This is a genomic window from Nocardioides sp., assembly GCF_035576065.1.
In the GTDB taxonomy this organism is placed as follows: Bacteria; Actinomycetota; Actinomycetes; order Propionibacteriales; family Nocardioidaceae; genus Nocardioides.
Window position 1 is genome coordinate 68645 of sequence record NZ_DATLWX010000020.1, and the last position, 20042, is coordinate 88686.

Here is a 20042-nt window from a genome sequence, read left to right on the forward strand (position 1 = left end):
ACCGGGCCCAGCCTTTCGCTCTGGCAGGATCGCCGACATGGAGGCGAGTCCCTTGGACCGCGTGTGGTCGCGCAGTCGTACGTCGCTTCGCGCGCGCATCGACAGGTTGCGCTCGAAGTCCTTCGCGATCGGACAGTGCGCGATCGCTGCCGCAGTGGCGTGGCTGATCGCCCACGACCTCCTCGGTCACGAGATGCCGTTCTTCGCGCCGATCGCAGCTGTCGTCAGTCTGGGGACCTCCTACGGCCAGCGCCTTCGCCGGGTCGCAGAGGTGACGGTGGGCGTCGCGGTGGGCGTCCTGCTCGGCGACCTGCTCGTGATCTGGCTCGGCTCGGGCTGGTGGCAGATCGCCGTCGTGGTGGTCCTGGCGATGTCGTTGGCCTTCCTCCTCGACGGTGGCCAGCTCATCGTGATGCAGGCTGCGGTGCAGTCGATCGTGGTGACGACGCTCGTCGTCAGCCCGGGCGGCGCCCTGGTCCGGTGGACCGATGCGCTCATCGGCGGCGCGGTCGCGCTCGTCGCGGCGACCGTCGTGCCGGCCGCCGCGCTCCGGAGGCCGCGCGAACAGGCGGCGAGGGTGCTGCGCAAGGAGGCCGAGATGCTGCGGGCCGCGGCCGACGTGATGGACAACGGTGAGCTCGATCGCGCTCTGGATCTCCTCGCCGACGCCCGCGACACCGACTACCTGATCCACGAGCTGCGCAGCGCGGCCGACGAGGGCCTCGCGGTGGTGGCCTCGTCTCCGTTCCGGGTGCGGCACAAGGGCGGTCTGCGGCGCATGTCCGAGCTGGTGGAGCCGCTGGACCGGTCACTGCGCAGCACGCGCGTTCTGGTGAGGTACGTCGCCATGGCGGCATACCGCAGTCGGGCCGTGCCCGCGGGCTACCCGCTCGTCGCCCGCGAGCTTGCCGCCGCGGTCGAGCTCGTCGCCGACGAGCTTCAGGCCGATCGTCTGGCCGAGGCCGCGAGACCAGCCCTCATCGCCGTTGGCGTGGCGACCTCCGAGCTGCCCCGGGAGGATGCGCTCTCGGTCGAGGTGGTGCTTGCGCAGCTGCGGGCAGTGGTCACCGATCTGTTGATGCTGACCGGGATGGGACAGCTGGAGTCGACCGACGCGATCCCGCCGCCGCGGGCGTGAGGCGACCACGCTCACGGGGTGTGGCCCTGGTGGTCCGGTATGCGCAACTGCCGGATCGGTCGATATCCGGATGAGTCCCTGAGACGGTTTTGTCTCGGGCTCAGCGTTCGCAGCGCCTAGGATCCCCGACGTGAACCTTGTCCGCTTCGCCCTGTCAGCTGCATTGGTTCTCAGCGCGACGGTTGTCCTTGTTTCGCCAGCGACGGCAGACAGCGAACGTCTGCGGGACCGCTCTCACGATGTCGTGCGAGTGAGGTGCGAACGACCACAGCAGGACAGCTGCGTCGCGCAATCTTTCACCGAACCCACGGCGGCGTTCGCCGACATCGTCTGGGCACGACACACCTACTCCGATCGTCGCCTTGTCCTGCGCATGAGGCTTCGCGACGTGCTGGAGCGACGCGATGTCGGCACCTATCTGAGCTGGGACGTGCGTGGCCCTCGCGGGTCCGGCCTCAGTGCCCAATGGCTGTGGGACCCCGCTGGCCCTTCCCCCGACCTCACTTCCGTCGACCTCACTGACAAGAACGGCGACTACGAGTGCGCAGGTGCACGAACCACGATCAGCTCTCGCACCGCGACCTTCACCCTGGCGATTCCGACGCGGTGCTTACCCCGTGCGCCTTGGGTTCGCGTAGCTGCGGGAGTCATGGTCCAGGACTTCGCTAGGGGCGGCATCTGGCACGACGACCCGCGTGTCGGTGACGACCTGAAGATCAAGTATCAAGTCGCCGACCATCCCGAGGGCCCGAGACTGTATCGGGGCTGAGCCGCAAGGCGGGGCGACCGACATGTCCGCACATGCCGCGACCCGTGACCTGAACGCGGCCGGTCCGGGAGGCCTTCCTCTGTCCATGGCTGGAGGCGTGGTGTGCCTCAGCCCGCGAGGACGTAGTCGACGCGCAGCGCGGGTACTTGACGACTCCGAATCGTGACGAGGGGTGGTGGGCGGGTGCGGTGTTGGTGTCCGGTGGGCAGAGTCACGGCGACGGACCCGTCCGGTTGAGGTCGGGTCCGCCATCGCGGGGCGTCCTTGGCGTAGTTGCAGGACTCGCACAGTCCCTGGCCGTTGCGGGCACTGGTGGGACCGCCGTCGGCGTGCGTCTGGAGGTGGTCGACGTGCCGGACGGGTGCGTCGCACCACGGGGTGCGGCACACCTGGTCGCGGAGCCGGATGAATCTGGCCAGGCTGCCCCGGAAGAACCGGCCGGTGGCGTCCATCGCGACCAGCTCACCGGTGGTGGGGCTGGTGTAGAGCCGGCGGAGCCAGATCACCTCGTCGCTCGTGCACGCGTCGGCCATGATTTCTCGGGCAAGCTCCGCGGGGATCGGTCCGAACCCCTCCAGGTGTGCGGGGTCGTCCGAGCCGCTGAGTAGTGCGGTGTCGCTCATGATCAGCCCGAGCGACACCTGTGGCGCACCGGCCTCGCCGTCGGCGGCGCCGAGGACCTTGCCGACCAGGGTGTCAGCCATCACCTGTCCCTTGGCCCGCTCGTCGCCGGCCGCTCGTGCACTGTCGGCGGCGGCGGTGAGGGCGGCGAGCACCGCTACTCCGTCCTTCACCGGAAGCAGTGCTGTCAGGTACGTCCATCGTGTCGGGAGCGGGTCGCAGGGTCACGCGTCGATCGGACTCCGCTCGGCGTCGCCGGGCGACCAGCGCAGCGGCATCGAGGCGCGCGACCTCCCTGAGGCAGGCGCCTGCCAGCTCCCGCTCCCCGATCGACTCGACGACGTCGGGGCTCCCCGACACGATCTCGTCGACGGTGAGGCGGTCCTCGAGGGACAGGCAGGCGGTCTCGCGGGCAACGATCGTCGCCTTCCACTCGGTGATCCGCCCGGTCCGCCAAGCGGTCCACGTGTGTGGCAGCTCCGACTGGACGATCTTCGCCAGGCCCAGATGCTGCCGCCCGCGATGGGGGGACTCGCGACGAGCCAACGCCACCTGTTCGACAACACCCCGGCCGCGGCGCGCCGCCAGAACTCCTGCGGCCTCCTGTTCGGCTCGTTGTGAGACGTCGAAATCGGAGGCGAGGCGGGCCTGGGCGGCGGTGACGACACAGGCCAGCCGCTCCAAGGCCCGCAGGGCGCCGATCCGCTCAGCGTCACTCAGGTCACTGACGCCCTCGATCGCCGAGGACAGTCCTTCTGCCCATGACTCGAGGTCGCTCGCGCTCAGCACGCCCGCAGCGCCGCCTGAGGGCGGTGCAGCTGAGGAGGCGGGCAGCGTGTCGAACATGTGTTCGATTCTACCAACGCTGGGGCAATTTGGAAAGAGAAGATCGGGACCTCGTGGACTTCATTTATCCGCTTGGCGGGCCTCATCCCGGGCGTCGACTTCGGAGCCGCCAGCACCCTGCGCATCATCTACACCTACACCTACGACGGGGCGTGGCACGTGGACAGCTTGCGCGGCCGAAGCGCGGGTAGTGCCTCTCCCCGCTCACCAGCGGCGTGCCTGGCTCCCCACGATCACCCGCGACCGCTCAGAGCGAGGCGCGGAGCTCCGCGACGACGGAGTCCACCACTGCGACGAGGTCGCCCCCGGTGGCGGCGGCAACTGCGCGCTGGCGCTGGTAGGAGGCGCCACGGCGAGGTATGTCGGCCACGGACCGCAGCTCGGTCTCGCAGTCGAGTCGCCGGGCGACGGGCGTCAACCGCTCCAGCAGGTCGTCCAGGTCGTCGGTGACGAGACGCTCTCGCGACTTCTCGTCCAGGATCACGATCGCGTCGAGGCCGTAGCGCGCCGCTCGCCACTTGTTCTCCTGCACGTGCCAGGGCGGCATCGTTGGCAGGGTCTCGCCGGCGGCGAGACGGGTGTCCAGGTCGACGACGAGACAGTGGATCAGCGCCGTCAGTGCGGCGAGCTCGTTGATGTCGGACATGCCGTCGCACACGCGGTTCTCCAGCGTGCCGAGGTGGGGCGCTGGTCGGAGGTCCCAGCGCACGTCGGCCATCGAGTCGATGACGCCGGTCGTGGTCTGGTCGGCGATACAGGCCTCGAACTGCTCCCAGGTGTCGAACTGGAAGGGCAACCCGGCCGTCGGCAGCTGCTGGAACATCTGCGACCGGTTGGAGGCATAGCCGGTGTCCTGCCCGGCCCACACCGGTGAGCTGGCCGACAGGGCGAGCAGGTGCGGGTAGGTGTTGAGCAGCGAGGACAGGACGGGCATCACGCGGTCGCGCTCGGGCAGCCCGACGTGCACGTGCACGCCCCAGATCAGCATCTGGCGGCCCCACCACTGCGTCCGGTTGATCAGCTCCTCGTAGCGCGGTCCCTCGGTCAGCTGCTGCGCCGACCAGCTCGCGAAGGGGTGCGTGCCCGAGCCGAGCAGGTCGACCCCGAGCTCGTCGGCGACAGGCACCACGACACCGAGCGTGGTCCGCAGGTCCTCGACGGCCTCTGACACGGAGCCGCAGATGCCCGTGACCACCTCGACGGTGTTGCGCAGCAGCTCCTTGTGGAGCCGCGAGGCATCGGTGAGCCGTGGGCTCGCGGCGGCGAAGAGGTCGGCTGCGGTGTTGGACAGGTCGCGCGTCTCGCGGTCGATGAGCCCGAACTCCCACTCCACCCCGATCGTCGGCTCGGGTGAAGCCTTGAAGTCGATGCGCACGGGACCATCGTAGGGAGGCGGTGGTGCGTGTGCGTCACCCCGACGAGCGGGTCAGCTCGGCCAGCCGCTCGAGCCACACGACATGACTTCCGTCGTACGGCGCACGGCGCTCCACGACGCCCACCTTGACCTCGTCCGCGCTGGCGCGGGCTGCGGCGATGACCTCCGCCGGATAGCCGAACGCGGCCTGGTGCTCGAGGAACTCGTCCTCGTCGTCGATGATGACGGTCCCGTTGAAGCCGCGGACGACGTCGAGGTCCAGGTCCACGGCGCGCAGGAGGTCGCCCTCCCAGACGGCGGGCGTCGTCACGTCGACGTACACTGCGACGGCGGAATCACCCAGCGACGGCCATCGGTGCCCACCCGAGCGCCAGAACGTCGCGAGGTGCCACGGCTGCCGACCGTCGACCGGCGCCGGGACGAGGCCGACATGGTCGCGATCACCGACGTAGTGATGACCCGGTCGGGTGTACTCCGTGCCCGCCGGAAAGCCGAGCCACTCGCCGTGCTCGTCGGCGCCGAGGAACGTCGCTTCGTACTCCCAGTGCGGCCGGTCGCCCCACTTGCTCATCTGACAACGGACACGGGTGCCGGGTGCACGGGTCATGCGGCCACGCTAGCGAGTGAAGCGGGGGGCGACGCGGGCGACCACGTCCTGGTAGCGGGAGCCGGTGAGCTTGGCGAAGTGGTGCATCAGGTGGGCGTCGGCGCCGACGAGGACCCGTGCCTTGCCCGCGACGGTCCCCTTCAGGATGATCTCGGCGGCCTTGTCGGCCGACATCCTGGCCAGCTTCTCCTCGAAGAGCGACGTCAGCTTCGCGTGGTCCTCACCGGCCGTGGTGCGGCCGTGTCGGGCGATGCCGGTCTTGATCCCGCCCGGGTGGACGCAGGTGACGGTCACCGGCCGGCCGTTGATGAGCATCTCCTCGCGGAGCGCCTCGGTGAAGCCGCGCACGGCGTACTTCGTCGCGTTGTAGGCGCTCTGGCCGGGCATCGAGATCAGCCCGAAGAGCGAGGAGATGTTGACCAGGGCCCCGTTGCCGGAGGCGATCAGGTGCGGCAGGAACTCCTTGGTGCCGTGGATGACGCCGTGCAGGTTGACCCCGACGATCCAGTCGAAGTCGTCGTAGGTCATCTCCTCGAAGTCCCCGGTGACCGAGACCCCGGCGTTGTTGACGACGAGGTTGACGCGGCCGAACTGACCGACCACGTCGGTGGCCCACTGCGCCACGGCGGCCCGGTCGGAGACGTCGACGACGTCGCTGCGGACCTCCGCGCCGTGCGCCTTGACGATCTCGACGGTCTCGGCGAGCCCGTCGGGGTTCCAGTCGGAGAGGGCGAGCAGGGCGCCCTGCTCGGCGGCCTGGCGGGCAAGCGCGCGGCCGATGCCGGAGCCGGCGCCGCTGATGACGACGACCTTGTCGTGGAGGCTCTCGAGGCTCATGCGTTGGCTCCTTCATTCCTGCGGGCGGGTTGGAGGTCATAGTGCTCCGCGTCAAAACGGGCCAGGAGCCGGCGGAACGAGATGGTGCTGCGCGGCCACAGCGTGGTGTTCTTGCCGTGCGCGTCGAGATACCAGCTCGAGCAGCCGCCCGCCGACCACACGGTGCGCCTCATCCGGCTCTGGAGGGTGGCGTTCCACTCGTCCTGGGCCTGCTGCCGCGGCTCGACGGCGGCGTACTGCTGCGTCTTCATCGTCGCCAGCGCGTCGAGGACGTAGGCGATCTGCGACTCGATGATGAAGACCATGGAGGAGTGGCCCAGGCCGGTGTTGGCGCCGACCAGCTGGAAGAGGTTGGGGAAGCCGTGCGTCGTGGTGCCCTTGTAGGACGCCATGCCGCGCTCCGCCCAGACCTGTGCCAGTGCTCGGCCGCCGCGACCGTGGATGTGCTCGGCGATCGGCTGCTCGGTGGTCTGGAAGCCGGTGGCGACGACCAGGACGTCGATGGGTCGCTCAGTGCCGTCGGCGGTGACGACGGCGTCGCCGGTCACCTTGACGATCGGATCGGTCACCAGGTCGACGTTGTCGGCGGCGAGCGCGGGGTAGTAGGTGTTGGAGATCAGGATCCGCTTGCAGCCGATCTCGTAGCTCGGCGTGACCTTGGCGCGGAGCTCCGGGTCGTCGATGGCCTTGGTCATGTGGGCCAGCGCGATCTTCTTGGCCGGCGTCATCAGCTTCGGGTTCCAGACGAAGCCGGGCACGTAGAGCTCTCGGCCGAGGTAGATGCCGGTCCGGTAGGCGCGCCGGACTGCCGGGACGGCCTTGAACAGCAGGCGCTCGACGCGGGTGTAGCGCCGGTCGTTGCGTGGCATGACGTAGGGCGCGGTGCGCTGGTAGACGTCGAGGTGCGCCACGTCGGGAGCGATCTCCGGGACGATCTGGATGCTGGACGCGCCGGTGCCGATGACCGCCACCCGCTTGCCGGTGAGGTCGACGTCGTGGCGCCAGCGCGCCGAGTGGAAGACCTCGCCCTGGAAGGTGTCGATGCCCTCGATGTCCGGCAGCTTGGGGGCCGAGAGGCCTCCGGATCCGGAGATGAGGGTCTTCGAGGTGACCTCGCCCCGAGTGGTGGTGACGTGCCAGCGCTGGTCGGCCTCGTCCCACCGGGCGTGAGTCAGCTCGGTGTCGAACGAGAACCGGTCGAGCGTGCCTGACTTCTCCGCGACCTTGCGCAGGTAGGCCTCGATCTCCGGCTGCGGGGAGAACGACTTCGACCAGTCCGGGTTGGGCGCGAACGAGAACGAGTAGAGCTGGCTGGGGACGTCGCACGCCGCGCCGGGGTAGGTGTTGGCGCGCCACGTGCCGCCGACGCCGCCGTCCTTCTCGATGACGAGGAAGTCGTCCTCCCCGGCCTCGGCCAGCCTGATCGCCATACCGAGACCGGCGAAGCCCGCGCCGACGATGAGGTGGTCGACCGTTGCCGGGAGCGCCTGCTGCTGAGTCATGGCCCGAGGTTATTGCCATTATTGAATATCCGTCAATAAGATGTGGCCGTGACCACGTCCGCTCGCACCAGGCTTGCCCCAGAGGCCAGGCGTCTCCAGCTGCTCGACCTCGGCGCGCGCCTGTTCGCGACGCACTCGGTCGAGGAGATCTCGATCGACCTGCTGGCAGAGGAAGCGGGCGTCTCCCGGGGCTTGCTGTACCACTACTTCGGCTCCAAGCAGGACTTCCGTGAGGCCGTCATCAGGCACGCGGTCGAGGACCTGGTCGCCCAGACCGCGCCGCCCGCGACCGGGGAGCCGATCGAGCGACTGGTCGTCTCGCTGGGGGTGTACGTCGACTACGTGCTCGCCAACCTGACCTGCTATCGCTCCCTCGTGCGCGCTGCCGCCGGTGGCACCGGCGAGATGCAGGCGCTCTACGAGGAGGGGCGCGCAGCGCTGACCGACCGCATCTTCCGTGAGGACAGCCAGGGCGAGGTCATCACCGACACCCCCCAGTCGCGGCTGATCGTCCGCGGTTGGGCGGCAATGACCGAGGAGCTGGTGCTGGCCTGGGCCGACGAACCCTCGGGGATGACCCGCGACGAGCTCGTCGGGGTGCTGGCGTTGTCGTTGCCGGCGCTGGTCGACCTGGTCTGAGGGCGTACGCCGCACACGTTGTCGGACGTCAGGCGGGACGTTCGACGACCTGGTGGTCTGGGCAGCCGCCTCGTCGGACGTCAGCGGGACGTCCGACGACCTGGCGGCCCGGGCAGCCGCCTCGTCGGACGTCCGGGCGGTCGGCCACAAGGGCGAGACGCAAAGCGAGTTGCGGCGTAGGCGAGAATGGTGGGCGTTGTGCACATCTCCTACCCGCCCGCGCTGCCTGTCTCGGCACGACGCGAGGACATCGCGGCCGCCATCCGGGACCACCAGGTGGTCATCGTCGCGGGTGAGACCGGGTCGGGGAAGACCACCCAGCTGCCCAAGATCTGCCTCGAGCTGGGCCGAGGCGCAGGACCGGCCGCAGGCGGCAAGCTCATCGGCCACACCCAGCCCCGCCGGATCGCCGCGCGAAGCGTCGCCGAGCGCATCGCTGAGGAGCTGGGCACCGAGCTCGGGGACGTCGTGGGCTACCAGGTGCGGTTCCTGGACAGGACGTCGAGGAGCAGCCGGGTCAAGCTGATGACCGACGGCATCCTGCTGGCCGAGCTGCAGCGCGATCGCCAGCTGGAGAAGTACGACACGATCATCATCGACGAGGCCCACGAGCGCTCGCTCAACATCGACTTCCTGCTGGGCTACCTCAAGCGGCTGCTGCCCCGCAGGCCGGACCTCAAGATCATCATCACCAGCGCCACGATCGACGTCGAACGGTTCGCCGAGCACTTCGCCGCACCCGTGGTGGAGGTGTCAGGGCGCACCTTCCCGGTGGAGATCCGATACCGCCCGCTGCTGGAGCTGCCCGAGGACGATGAGGAGGGCGAGCCGGTCCAGCGCGACCAGACCGAGGCGATCCTGGCGGCCGTCCGGGAGCTGTCGGGTGAGGGCCCCGGGGACGTGTTGGTCTTCCTGCCCGGCGAGCGCGAGATCCGCGACACCGCCGACGCCCTCGAAGCGCTCAAGAGCGATCGGCTGGAGGTCGTGCCGCTCTACTCCCGCCTCTCCGCGGCCGAGCAGCACCGCGTCTTCTCCAGCCATCCGATGTCCGTACGCCGCGTGGTGCTGTCCACGAACGTCGCCGAGACGTCGCTGACCGTGCCCGGCATCCGTTACGTCGTCGACACCGGCGTCGCGAGGATCTCGCGCTACTCGCTGCGCACCAAGGTGCAGCGCCTGCCGATCGAACCGATCAGCCAGGCCAGCGCCAACCAACGGTCGGGTCGCTGCGGGCGCGTCGAGGCCGGCATCGCGATCCGGCTCTACGCCGAGGAGGACTTCGAGGGGCGACCGGAGTTCACCGACCCGGAGATCCTGCGGACCAACCTCGCCAGCGTCATCTTGCAGATGACCTCGCTCGGACTGGGCGACATCGCCAGGTTCCCGTTCGTCGAGCCGCCCGACAAGCGCAACGTGCGCGCCGGCGTCGAGCTGCTCGAGGAGTTGGGCGCCGTGCAGGGGCCGACCCTGACCAAGCTCGGGCGACGGCTGGCGCGACTCCCGATCGACCCGCGGCTGGGCCGGATGATCCTGGAGGCGGACCGGCTCGGCTGCGTCCGCGAGGTGATCGTCATCGCTGCTGCCCTCAGCCTCCAGGACCCGCGCGAACGCCCGGCGGAGAAGCAGGCCCAGGCCGACCAGCAGCATGCCCGCTTCAAGGACGAGACGTCCGACTTCCTCACCTGGCTCAACCTGTGGCGGCACATCAAGGAGCAGCAGCGCGAGCTGAGCTCCAGCGCCTTCCGGCGCATGTGCAAGCGCGAGTTCCTCAACTACCTGCGCGTGCGCGAGTGGCAGGACTTCGAGTCGCAGCTCCGCCAGGTCTGCAAGGAGATGAAGGTGGAGGTCGGGCAACCGGCGGACCTTCCTGACACCGACGGCATCCATCAGGCGCTGCTCTCCGGACTGCTCAGCCACATCGGTGCGCTGGAGGAGCGGGAGCGGTCCCGTCCGGGCGAGCGCAAGGCGATGCGCGAATACGTCGGCGCTCGAGGCGCTAGGTTCGCCATTTTCCCCGGCAGCGTCCTGAAGGGCAGCAACCCCGCCTTCGTGATGGCCGGCGAGCTCGTCGAGACCGGCCGCCTGTGGGGTCGGCAGAACGCCGCGATCAAGCCGGAGTGGGCTGAGCGGCTCGGCAGCCACGTGGTCAAGCGCAGCTACTCGGAGCCACACTGGTCGGCCAAGCGGGTCGCGGTGATGGCCTACGAGAAGGTGACGCTGTACGGCGTACCCCTCATCGCCGATCGGTTGATCACCTACGGCCGGGTCGACCCGGCCCTGTCGCGCGAGCTCTTCATCAGGCACGCGCTCGTGCAGGGGGAGTGGCGCACGAGGCACGCCTTCTACCACACCAACCGGGCGCTGGTGGAGGAGGCCGAGGAGCTCGAGCACCGGGCCCGCCGGCGCGACATCGTCGTGGACGAGGAGACCCTCTTCGACTTCTACGACGCGCGGGTCGGTGCCGACGTCGTCAGCGGCGCGCATTTCGACCAGTGGTGGAAGCGAGAGCGTCGCGAGCGCCCCGACCTGCTCACCTTCGACCCCCAGATGCTCACCCACGCAGGAGCCGGGGAGATCCGGGCCGCGGACTTCCCGATGAGCTGGCACGACTCCGACGAAGCCGGGCTGACCTTCCCGATCAGCTATCACTTCGAGCCGGGCGCGGCCGAGGACGGACTCACCATCGAGGTGCCGGTGGCGACGCTCAACCGGGTCGAGGCCGCCGACTTCTCGTGGCTGGTGCCAGGGCTGCGCGAGGAGCTGGTCACCGAGCTCATCCGCAGCCTGCCCAAGAACCTGCGGGTCAACTTCGTCCCAGCCCCCAACACAGCCCGGGAGTTCCTCGCCGCCGTGCCAGCGGGGGCCGAGCCCCTGCTCGACGCCCTCGAGCGCTACCTCCTCTCCACCAAGGGCGTGGTGGTCCCGCGTGAGGCCTGGGACTGGAGCCGGGTCCCCTCACACCTCCAGCCGACCTTCCGCGTGGTCGACGACGAGGGTCAGGAGGCTGCGAAGGGCAAGGACCTGGAGTCGTTGAAGGCACCGCTGCGACCCAGCCTCGAGCGCGCGATCGCCGACGTCGCCGCCGACTCCGGCATCTCTGCGACCGGACAGACGTCGTGGACCTTCGACACGCTGGAGGAGTCCTTCGTCCAACGACGGGCGGGCCACGAGGTGCGCGGCTTCCCGGCGCTCATCGACGAAGGCAGCACCGTTGGGGTACGCGTCTGTGCCTCTGCCGAGGAGGCCGCGGCGTGGCACCGGTCGGGAGTGAGCCGCCTGCTGCTGCTCGCGCTCGGACCGGCACCGACCCTTGACTCGCTGGAGCTCGACCAGCGCAGCAGGCTCGCGCTGGTCGCGTCTCCCTATCCGACCGTTCTCGAGCTGCTCGACGACGTCCGCGCAGCCGTGGTGGGCGACCTGGTGGATGCACGACCGCCCGTGCGTGACGAGGCGGCGTACGCCGCACTGCTGGACGTCGCCCACCAGCAGCACGACGCCTCGGTGCTGGCGACCACCCACGACGTGCTGCGCGTCCTCGAGGAATGGCGGGCATGCGACAAGGTCCTGTCCGGGCGAGCCGAGCTCACGACCCTGCCGGCGCTGACGGACATGAAGTCGCAGGTCGAGCGGCTCATGTCGCGCGGGTTCATCGGCCAGGCCGGGGCGGCGCAGCTGAGGGAGTATCCGCGCTACCTCAAGGCGGTCCGGCACCGCCGCGAGCGGCTCGACGAGCAGGTCGCGCGCGACCGTCAGCTGATGGACCAGATGGCGCATCTGCAGGACGCATGGCTGCACCAGGTCGCCGCTCTCCCTGCGGGTCGGCCACTGAGTGCCGCGCAGCGAGCAGTGCGCTGGCTGCTGGAGGAATACCGGGTGTCGCTGTGGGCGCAGCACCTGGGGACGTCAGGGACGGTCAGCGACCAGCGGATCCGCAAGGCCCTCGCCGCCGCCCAGTGAGAGGACTCGCGGGACTGTGGAAACTCGCCGGACCGGGAGCGCCTCACGGCGCGTGGCCGCTCGTAGCGGCTTATTTTGGGACCCGGGGCTGCCGCGGTCCGGCGAGCTCCAGGGGAGAGTTTACGTCGCTTTCGTGCTCACGCCAGTGAATCGCGGAGCTCGAGGTGTCCCGCGGCCTCGAGCTGCTCGGCGAGCGTGAGCATCCTGACGGTCTCGACGTGGTTCGAGCCGGCCAGCACGGCCCGCCCCGCAGCGACCACCCGCGCGAAGGCAGCGGCGCGCAGCAGGGTGACCGCGAAGTCGCCTCCGGCGATGCCGCGCAGCACCTGGTCGACCATCGCCTTGAGCTCCTCGGGTCCCGGCGGGTCGGCGACTCCGGCGACCACGCGCGCGACCTGGGCGCGTTCGTACCCGGCGTCATACTCTTCTGCAACGACGGACGGCGCGCGGTGCACCCACGCGCGGAGCACGTAGAGCCGCCACAGGCAGCCGGCGATGGTGTCCGCCGGGGCGCCGGACCAGACGTCGGCGAGCGTCTCGAGGCCCTCGGTGTCGGCGAGGTGCAGCACCCGCTCCGCGAGCCCGTCGTCATGGACGCCCTGGGCGCCTCGGACCAGGAGCGTCGCCGCCAGGTCGCCAGCCTCCCGGATCGCAGCCGGGTCGGCCCCGCCGGTGATGTCCTCGAAGAACGCGGCGCCGGGCACGGCGGGGCGGTGGTGTCGCGGAGCGGGGGAGTCGGCCACCCGTCCACTGTAGGAGCAGCTCCTATGCTCGGCGTCATGCAGAAGCTCAGGCAACGCATCGCCCGCCTCCTCTCCAGCCGAACCACGACCCCGGCGTCTTCGGGGACCGACATCTACGCCCCTGAGGTCGACGGCGAGCCGGACCCGGGGGAGGTCGTCTGGGCGTGGGTGCCCTACGAGGACGACCCTTCGCAGGGCAAGGACCGGCCGGTGCTGGTGCTGCGGGCCGAGGGGGAGGGCTGGACCGGGCTCTACCTCAGCAGTCAGGACCACGACCGCGACGCGGCGGACGAGGCGCGCCACGGTCGCTACTGGATGGACGTGGGCACCGGCGGCTGGGACTCGCAGGGCCGGCCGAGCGAGGTCCGCCTCGACCGTCGGATCGCGCTGACGCGAGATGGCGTACGCCGCGAGGGTGCCGCGCTCGACGCGGCCCTCTTCGCCCGGGTGGTCGACGCCGCTGGACGCTACGGCGGGGCCTGAGGTCGAGCCGACTAGGGTTTGACCGGCAATCACAACGTCGACGAGAGCGGAGCGGGATGAGACGGGGGCTGGCAGCGACGACGGCAGGCGTGGTGCTGAGCCTGTTCCTGGCAGCCTGCACGGTGGACGACCCGAAACCCCCGAAGGCCCCTCCGTCGACGTCCAAGCCCAGCGACGGGCCGCGCAAGCTGACCTTCGGTGCCTTCGGACATCCCGACGAGCTCGTGGCCTTCGAGCAGGTCGTCGACTCCTTCAACGCCTCGTCCCAGACCCGCAAGGTCGAGCTGATCACCTGGCGCGACCACCAGGAGGCGCTCGACGCCGTCCTCGCCGGCGATGTCCCTGACGTCTTCATGACGTCGCGGGGCGACCTGTACGAGATCGGGGGGAGCGAGTCGACCCGTCCGGTGAGCCTGCTGCTCGACGAGCGCGGAGTCGACTTCGGTGACCGCTACTCCCGCGACGCGCTCGAGGCGTTCTCCTACGACGACGACCTCCAATGCATGCCCTACTCCGTCTCGCCGATGGTCCTCTACTACAACGACGAGCTGATCGACTTCGCCAAGATGGAACGACGCGAGCTCGACGTGCCCATCGACTCCGAAGGCGAGCTCATGGATCGCTGGACGATCACCGAGTTCGCTGCGGCAGCCGAGTTCGCGACGCGCAGACGCAACGTGGACGCGGTGTGGATCGAGCCGACCCTGAGCGGGTTGGCGCCCTTCATCTACTCCGGCGAGGGTCAGGTCTTCGACGACGAGACGGAGCCGACCTCGCTCGCCCTCTCCGACGACGGCACGCGCGCTGCGCTCGAGCAGACCTTGGCGATCCTGCGCGACGCGACCCTGACGCCGAGTCCCGATGAACTGCGCAAGGCCACCGCCCTGCAGCTGTTCAAGCGCGGCAAGCTCGCGATGGTGGCCGGCTTCCGCGACCTGGTCCCTGAGCTGCGCGAGGTCGAGAGCCTGTCCTTCGACACGATCTCGATGCCCGTCATCGAGACTCCCGCGACGGTGGGCGACGCCGACGGGCTGTGCATCAGCGCCGAGACCGAGCACGTCAACGACGCGGCGGACTTCTTGGCCTATGCAGTCTCCGACGCCGCCCTGGACATCGTCACCCGGACCGGCTTCATCGTGCCGGCCAACACCGAGGTCGCCGGCTCGGAGGCGTTCCTGTGGCCCGGCCGCGAGCCGGCCCACTCGTCGGTCTTCAACGCAGCCATCCGCGGCATGGTGGTCCCGCCGCTCCTCCCCGACCGGCCAGAGCTCGACGAGGCCGTCGCGCCCCTGGTCGAGGACCTGGTCATGAGCCCGGGGATCCTCGACCTGGAAGCCGCGACCGAGGAGATCGATCTCGTCTCGCAGACGATCCTGGACCCCGAGTCGGTGACGGAGTCACCCTCGGAGTCCGCGACCGAGTAGGCCTCAGTCCGACTCGGTCGCTGCTTCGACCTCGGGTTCGACCTCGGGTTCGACCTCGGGTTCGACATCGCCGGCCAGCACTGCTCCGGTCAGGGCACCCGTGACCAGGGCGACCTGCCACGGACGGGCGCCGTACGACTGGAGCTGCTTGCGCAGCTCGTCGGCCAGCTCGGCCGGCTCGCGCGTCTCGGGTGGGGTCCACATCGCGCGGCGTACGTAGTCGGGCGTCAGGAGGTTCTCCACCGGCAGGTGGTGGTCCTGGGCCAGCAGGAGCATGGAGGCGCGGGCGGCCTTGAACCGGCGATCCGCCGCGACGTCCCGCTCCGCCCACATGCGCGGGTGCGGTGGGCCGTCCTGGCGGGGTGCGCGGGAGGGAAGGTCCTCCTCGGGCATCGCGAGCACGGCCTCCAGCGCCGAGAGCCAGGTGCGTGAGTAGCGGTCGGCGCCGCGGCCGTGGAAGCCCGGGGTGCTCATCAGGGCCGCCTTGTCGAGAGGCAGGGCACTGGCTGCGGCGACGATGGCGGCATCAGGGATGACTCGACCGGGGGTCACGTCGCGCCGAGCTGCGATCTCGTCGCGGGCCTCCCACAGGGCCTTGGCGGCGGCCAGCGAACGCCGGCTCCGCAGACGATGGACGCCGGAGGTACGCCGCCAGGCGTCCTGCCGGACCGCGGGTTCGAAGTCCAGCAGGTGCTCGAACTCCTGGCGGGCCCACTCGTCCTTGCCGGCCGCTGCCAGCTCGGTGATCATCAGGGAGCGGAGCTCGAGCAGCACCTCGACGTCGAGGGCGGCGTAGTCGAGCCAGGCCTTCGGCAGGGGGCGCGTCGACCAGTCGGCAGCCGAGTGCTCCTTGCGCATGCGTTGGCCCAGCAGGGTCTCGACGAGCGTCGCCAGGCCCACCCGGGGATAGCCGAGGAGCCGACCGGCGAGCTCGGTGTCGAAGAGGGCTGCCGGCTTGAGGCCGACCTCGCGCAGGCACACGAGGTCCTGGGATGCCGCGTGCAGGATCCACTCGGTGTCGGCCAGCGCCTCCTGCAGGGGGGCGAGGTCGTCGAAGGCGATCGGGTCGATGAGCCAGGTCCCGGCGCCCTCGCGTCGCAGCTGGATCAGGTAGGCCCGCGCGGAGTAGCGGTAGCCCGAGGCGCGCTCGGCATCGATGGCGACCGGCCCGGATGCGGCGCCGAGCGCGGCGCACGCCGCCGCGAGGCCGTCCTCGGTGTCGACGATCGTCGGCAGCCCGTCGCGCAGGATGAGCAGCGGAGCAGGCGGTGCCTCGACGGTCTCCTCGGGGGTCTCGTCTGGGGACTCGCTGGCGGCCCCGGTCTCGTCGGTCGTCGTCGTGCCCATCGTCAGGAGCCGCGCTGGCCGCGCCGGCTCGGGATCGCGGTGACACCCTCCGGCACCGGCGGCAGCCCGGCGGCCGTGCACAACAGCTCGGCCCACGCCTCGACGTGCGGGGCGAGGTCGAGGCCGGCGTCCGGGTCGGTGGCGAGGGGGGTCCAGGACGCCCGGACCTCGATCTGGGCGGACGAGTCCTCCTCGGCCATCCCGCCGAAGCTCTCGGTGGCCACGCACGTGACGGTCCCCGAGGCTGCGCCGTAGGACGCACCGTGCGCTGCCAGCGCCTCGGTCAGCCAGGACCACCCGACGGCGGCGAGCATGGGATCGGTCGCCAGCTCCGGGTCGATCTCGGCTCGCGCATAGGCCACGCAGCGGAAGGTGCCGTCCCAGGCGTCGTTGCCCGCCGGGTCGTGCAGCAGGATGATCCGCCCGGTGCCGAGGTCTTCGTCATCGACGGTGACGTCGGCGGAGAGCGCCGAGGAGAAGGGCGCGATGCGCTGTGGCGCGGGCATCTCCTCGCAGAAGACCTCGGGGCGCAGCGCCGCCGCTTTCATGCTCTCGACGGCTGCGCGGAACTCCGCGGGGCCGGCGGCACCCGTCCCCGGGTGCGTCTCGTGACGCGCCACCATGGCTCCACAGTAGGTCAGGGCCGGTCAATGGCGATGCGCCGCCACGCCGCCTGACCTGCGAAGATTCGACGCGTGACTTCTCCCGCCGACGCTCGGCTCGACGACTCGGCGTTCCTGGCCGCCGCCCGTGGTCAGGAGCCGACCCACACGCCGGTGTGGTTCATGCGCCAGGCGGGCCGCTCGCTGCCCGAATACCTGAAGCTCCGCGAGGGCGTCGGAATGCTCGAGTCCTGCATGGACGCCGACCTCGTCACCGAGATCACCCTGCAACCCGTACGCCGCTACGGCGTCGACGCGGCCATCTTCTTCTCCGACATCGTGCTGCCGTTGAAGGCGGTAGGAGTCGACCTGGACATCGTCGCGGGTGTCGGTCCCGTCGTGGCGTCCCCGGTGCGCACCCTGGCCGATGTCGCCGCGATCCCCGACCTGACCCCCGAGCACGTCCCCTTCATCACCCGCGCCGTGCAGCAGTTGGCGGCCGAGCTCGGCGGCACGCCGCTGATCGGTTTCGCCGGGGCTCCCTTCACCGTGGCGTCCTACCTCGTCGAGGGCGGGCCGTCCAAGGAGCACGCGAAGACCAAGGCCATGATGTTCGGCGCGCCCGACGTCTGGGACGCCCTCATGCGCAAGATCGCCGGGCTCGCGGAGGAATACCTCCGCGTCCAGGTCGAGGCCGGCGCCAGCGCCGTACAACTCTTCGACTCCTGGGCCGGCGCCCTCACCCCGGCCGACTACCAGCAGCACGTGATGCGCCACTCGGCGCGCGTGCTGGCGGCCGCGGGCGAGCTCGGTGTCCCTCGGATCCACTTCGGGGTCGGCACCACCAACCTGCTCTCGCTCATGGGCGAGGCAGGCGCCGACGTCGTGGGCATCGACTGGCGCACCCCGCTCGCGGACGGCATCGCCCGCGTCGGCGACCGTGCCGTCCAGGGCAACCTCGACCCGACGCTGGTCTTCGCCCCCACCGCCGTGATGACCTCCCGAGCAGCCGAGATCATCGAGGCGGGCCGGGCTGCCAAGGGGCACATCTTCAACCTGGGTCACGGGGTCATCCCGTCCACCGATCCCGGTCAGCTCAAGGCACTCACCGAGTTCGTGCAGGCGTATCCCCGCTAGTCCTTGGGCGCGACCTTCTTGGCACCTCGAGTCCGGGTGGTGACGGTGACCGTCGGCTTGGCAGGCGTGGCAGGGGGCTGTGGCTCCTCCTGGGGCGGCGCGGTCGGCTCCACCGCGGGCTTGGCCGCCCGGGCGGACCTGGTCGTCCTCTTCACCGCCGGGGCCTTCTCGGCCGGCGCGGCAGACTTCGCCGTCTTCTTCACAGCGGGGGCGGCCGCCTTCGCTGCCTTCTTCTCGGCAGGGGCGGCGGACTTCGTCGCCTTCCTCGCCGACTGCTTGCCCTTGAGCTGGATCAGGGTGTCGTTGCCCTCGCCCGTCGTGAGGAGGTAGGGCAGCTCCTTGACCAGCGAGCTGAGGTTCTCGTGCCCGAACGACCGCGTGTTGAACGACGGGTGGGTACGCCGAAGGTGCTGACCCAGGGGCCCGAGCCGGGCCCAGCCGTCGTCGCCCGACTGTGCGTTGACTGCCTTGGTGAGTGCACTCTGCAGGTTGATGGTGGGCAGGGCGCCGGGCTCCTCCTCGGCTGCTTCCGCGTCCACGGGCTCGGCAGCGACCTCGTCCTCGCCCAGCGTCTCGAGATGGACGAACTTGTCGCACGCGTTGGCGAACCCGGCCGGGGTCTTGGCCTCGCCCATGCCGTGCACGAACTTCCCGCCGGCACGCAGGCGCATCGCCAGGCTTGCGAAGTCGCAGTCGCTCGACACCAGCGCGAAGCCCTCGACGTTGTCGGCGTAGAGCAGGTCCATCGCGTCGATGATCATCGCGGAGTCGGTGGAGTTCTTCCGGGTTGTCAGCGCGTGCTGGTGCATGGCCTGGAGCCCGAGCGGGTTGAGCTTGCGGGTCCAGCCGGCGAGGTGGGTCGAGGACCAGTCGCCGTACACACGTCTGATCGTGGGGTTGCCGTCCCGGGCGATCTCGTCGAGCAGCGCCTCGGCGAACTTGGGTGAGGTGTTGTCGGCGTCGATGAGGACGGCGATCCGGACCGAGGAGGGAGAGTCTGCCTGCACGCCCCGACCCTAGCGGCGAGCGCCGCTGCGTCACGACGTGGCGGGCTGCTTCGTCTGCCGACGCCGCGCGGTACGGCGGACGAGGAGCCACATCGGCACCCCGAAGACCGCGAGCACGATCGCGAAGGGGAGCAGGGCGCCGACGATGGTGGCCATCGCGGAGGCGAACGCGCCGAGCGCCTTCATGCCGCCCTTGAGTCCGACGAGGAAGCCGGCCGGCTCATCCTTCTTCTCCTTCTTCACCTCGGCTTCTCGCTTGCGCTCGATGTCGATGGTGATCGTCGAGTCGCTGGTCTGGTCGGCGAGCCACGCCTGCTGCGACTTCAACGAGTCGAGCTCGGCCTGACGTCGCGTGAGCTGGGACTCGATCCAGATGATGTCCCTGAGCGACTCGGCGCGGGCCAGCAGCTGCTCGACGCGACGCAGGCTGCCCTCCTGTGCGCGGACGCGGACGTCGGTGTCGATCACCTGGGTGGTGACGTCCTCGCTCGAGACCTGAGACGTCCGCAGCTCGGCAGCCTTCTCCAACGAGAGCACCGTCGCTGCGAACGAGCTCGACGGCACCCGGATGACCAGCCGCGAGTATGTCGCAACGCCCTCGTCGTCGGTCTCGGTGTTCTCCTGCGTGACCGTGCCCTGCTGGGCGTCGACGATGCGCTGCACGTCGCGCCGTGCCTCGGCCACGTCCTCGCTGACCAGAGAGACCGTGCCGGTGGAGATCACGTGCCGCTCGATCGCGGGTGTCTGGAGGGCGGTGCGCGTCACCGAGGCCGAGCCCGCCTTGTCGGCCGGGGCGGCGGCGTCTCCTTCGGACTGGGCTCCGAAGGAGCGGTCGGTGTCCTCGGCCGACTGCTCGGACATGGTGCCGCCACTGGCACCGCTGCTCTCGTCGCTGTCGGAGGAGGAACAGGCGGCCAGGCTGGCCGTCATGGTGAGGGCGACGATCAGGCCGGCCGTGCGGCCGCCTGGCAGGAACTGGGTGAGTGTCATGAACCCTCGGACGGCGCC

Annotated in this window: 18 protein-coding genes; 7 read left to right on the forward strand and 11 right to left on the reverse strand. The window is 70.1% G+C overall.

Going from position 1 to position 20042, the window contains the following annotated elements:
* The first annotated feature begins 37 nt into the window (after positions 1-37).
* Together VNJ48_RS10915 and VNJ48_RS10920 are read left to right on the forward strand one after the other, a co-directional pair.
* On the forward strand, positions 38-1138 hold the full coding sequence (locus VNJ48_RS10915; RefSeq protein ID WP_325601968.1) for an FUSC family protein: 1101 nt from the start codon (positions 38-40) through the stop codon (positions 1136-1138).
* A gap of 130 nt (positions 1139-1268) precedes the next feature.
* Positions 1269-1907 carry a hypothetical protein gene (locus VNJ48_RS10920; RefSeq protein ID WP_325601970.1) on the forward strand — a complete coding sequence of 213 codons (639 nt, stop codon included), beginning with the start codon at positions 1269-1271 and terminating at the stop codon, positions 1905-1907.
* A 107-nt stretch (positions 1908-2014) separates the two neighbouring features.
* Here the strand turns inward: VNJ48_RS10920 and VNJ48_RS10925 are convergent, their stop codons facing one another.
* The 6 genes from VNJ48_RS10925 to VNJ48_RS10950 all read right to left on the reverse strand — a co-directional run bounded on the left by VNJ48_RS10925 (position 2015) and on the right by VNJ48_RS10950 (position 7695).
* Entirely contained in the window at positions 2015-2611 is a 597-nt protein-coding gene (locus VNJ48_RS10925) for an HNH endonuclease (protein WP_325601972.1), read from the reverse strand.
* Positions 2604-3374: a hypothetical protein gene (locus tag VNJ48_RS10930; RefSeq protein ID WP_325601974.1), complete on the reverse strand. Its 771-nt coding sequence runs from the start codon at positions 3372-3374 to the stop codon at positions 2604-2606. Before VNJ48_RS10930 ends, VNJ48_RS10925 begins: the two co-directional genes overlap by 8 nt.
* Before the next feature lie 247 nt (positions 3375-3621).
* Positions 3622-4749, reverse strand: a complete 1128-nt coding sequence (locus tag VNJ48_RS10935; RefSeq protein WP_325601977.1) for a glutamate--cysteine ligase — start codon at positions 4747-4749, stop codon at positions 3622-3624.
* A gap of 34 nt (positions 4750-4783) precedes the next feature.
* Positions 4784-5356: a DUF402 domain-containing protein gene (locus VNJ48_RS10940; RefSeq protein WP_325601979.1), complete on the reverse strand. Its 573-nt coding sequence runs from the start codon at positions 5354-5356 to the stop codon at positions 4784-4786.
* 9 nt (positions 5357-5365) lie between these two features.
* Positions 5366-6193, reverse strand: coding sequence for an SDR family oxidoreductase (locus tag VNJ48_RS10945; RefSeq protein WP_325601981.1), 828 nt, complete (start codon positions 6191-6193; stop codon positions 5366-5368).
* A complete protein-coding gene (locus tag VNJ48_RS10950; protein ID WP_325601984.1) occupies positions 6190-7695 on the reverse strand; it encodes an NAD(P)/FAD-dependent oxidoreductase in 1506 nt (501 codons plus the stop codon). Before VNJ48_RS10950 ends, VNJ48_RS10945 begins: the two co-directional genes overlap by 4 nt.
* Positions 7696-7743: 48 nt before the next feature.
* On the opposite strand from VNJ48_RS10950, the gene VNJ48_RS10955 reads away from it, so the two are divergent.
* Together VNJ48_RS10955 and hrpA are read left to right on the forward strand one after the other, a co-directional pair.
* Complete coding sequence (locus tag VNJ48_RS10955) at positions 7744-8334, forward strand: TetR/AcrR family transcriptional regulator (protein WP_325601986.1); 591 nt, start codon at positions 7744-7746, stop codon at positions 8332-8334.
* A 198-nt stretch (positions 8335-8532) separates the two neighbouring features.
* On the forward strand, positions 8533-12291 hold the full coding sequence (gene hrpA / locus VNJ48_RS10960) for an ATP-dependent RNA helicase HrpA (protein ID WP_325601988.1): 3759 nt from the start codon (positions 8533-8535) through the stop codon (positions 12289-12291).
* A 137-nt stretch (positions 12292-12428) separates the two neighbouring features.
* Here the strand turns inward: hrpA and VNJ48_RS10965 are convergent, their stop codons facing one another.
* Positions 12429-13034 carry a hypothetical protein gene (locus VNJ48_RS10965; RefSeq protein ID WP_325601990.1) on the reverse strand — a complete coding sequence of 202 codons (606 nt, stop codon included), beginning with the start codon at positions 13032-13034 and terminating at the stop codon, positions 12429-12431.
* A gap of 36 nt (positions 13035-13070) precedes the next feature.
* Here VNJ48_RS10965 and VNJ48_RS10970 point away from each other — a divergent pair, with 36 nt between their 5' ends.
* Positions 13071-13517 carry a type II toxin-antitoxin system PemK/MazF family toxin gene (locus VNJ48_RS10970; RefSeq protein ID WP_325601992.1) on the forward strand — a complete coding sequence of 149 codons (447 nt, stop codon included), beginning with the start codon at positions 13071-13073 and terminating at the stop codon, positions 13515-13517.
* Positions 13518-13573: 56 nt separating this feature from the next.
* A complete protein-coding gene (locus VNJ48_RS10975) occupies positions 13574-14941 on the forward strand; it encodes an ABC transporter substrate-binding protein (protein WP_325601994.1) in 1368 nt (455 codons plus the stop codon).
* A 3-nt stretch (positions 14942-14944) separates the two neighbouring features.
* Here VNJ48_RS10975 and VNJ48_RS10980 read toward each other — a convergent pair whose 3' ends face one another.
* Positions 14945-16288 carry an HRDC domain-containing protein gene (locus tag VNJ48_RS10980; RefSeq protein WP_325601996.1) on the reverse strand — a complete coding sequence of 448 codons (1344 nt, stop codon included), beginning with the start codon at positions 16286-16288 and terminating at the stop codon, positions 14945-14947.
* A 2-nt stretch (positions 16289-16290) separates the two neighbouring features.
* Positions 16291-16911: a DUF3000 domain-containing protein gene (locus VNJ48_RS10985; RefSeq protein WP_325601998.1), complete on the reverse strand. Its 621-nt coding sequence runs from the start codon at positions 16909-16911 to the stop codon at positions 16291-16293.
* A 72-nt stretch (positions 16912-16983) separates the two neighbouring features.
* Here VNJ48_RS10985 and hemE point away from each other — a divergent pair, with 72 nt between their 5' ends.
* Entirely contained in the window at positions 16984-18027 is a 1044-nt protein-coding gene (hemE, locus tag VNJ48_RS10990) for a uroporphyrinogen decarboxylase (RefSeq protein WP_325602000.1), read from the forward strand.
* Here hemE and VNJ48_RS10995 read toward each other — a convergent pair.
* Positions 18024-19034 (reverse strand): NYN domain-containing protein, encoded by a 1011-nt coding sequence (locus VNJ48_RS10995; protein WP_325602002.1) that lies wholly within the window; start codon positions 19032-19034, stop codon positions 18024-18026. The two genes, hemE and VNJ48_RS10995, sit on opposite strands and share 4 nt — an antisense overlap.
* A gap of 30 nt (positions 19035-19064) precedes the next feature.
* Complete coding sequence (locus tag VNJ48_RS11000) at positions 19065-20024, reverse strand: DUF4349 domain-containing protein (protein WP_325602004.1); 960 nt, start codon at positions 20022-20024, stop codon at positions 19065-19067.
* Positions 20025-20042 lie beyond the last annotated feature (18 nt).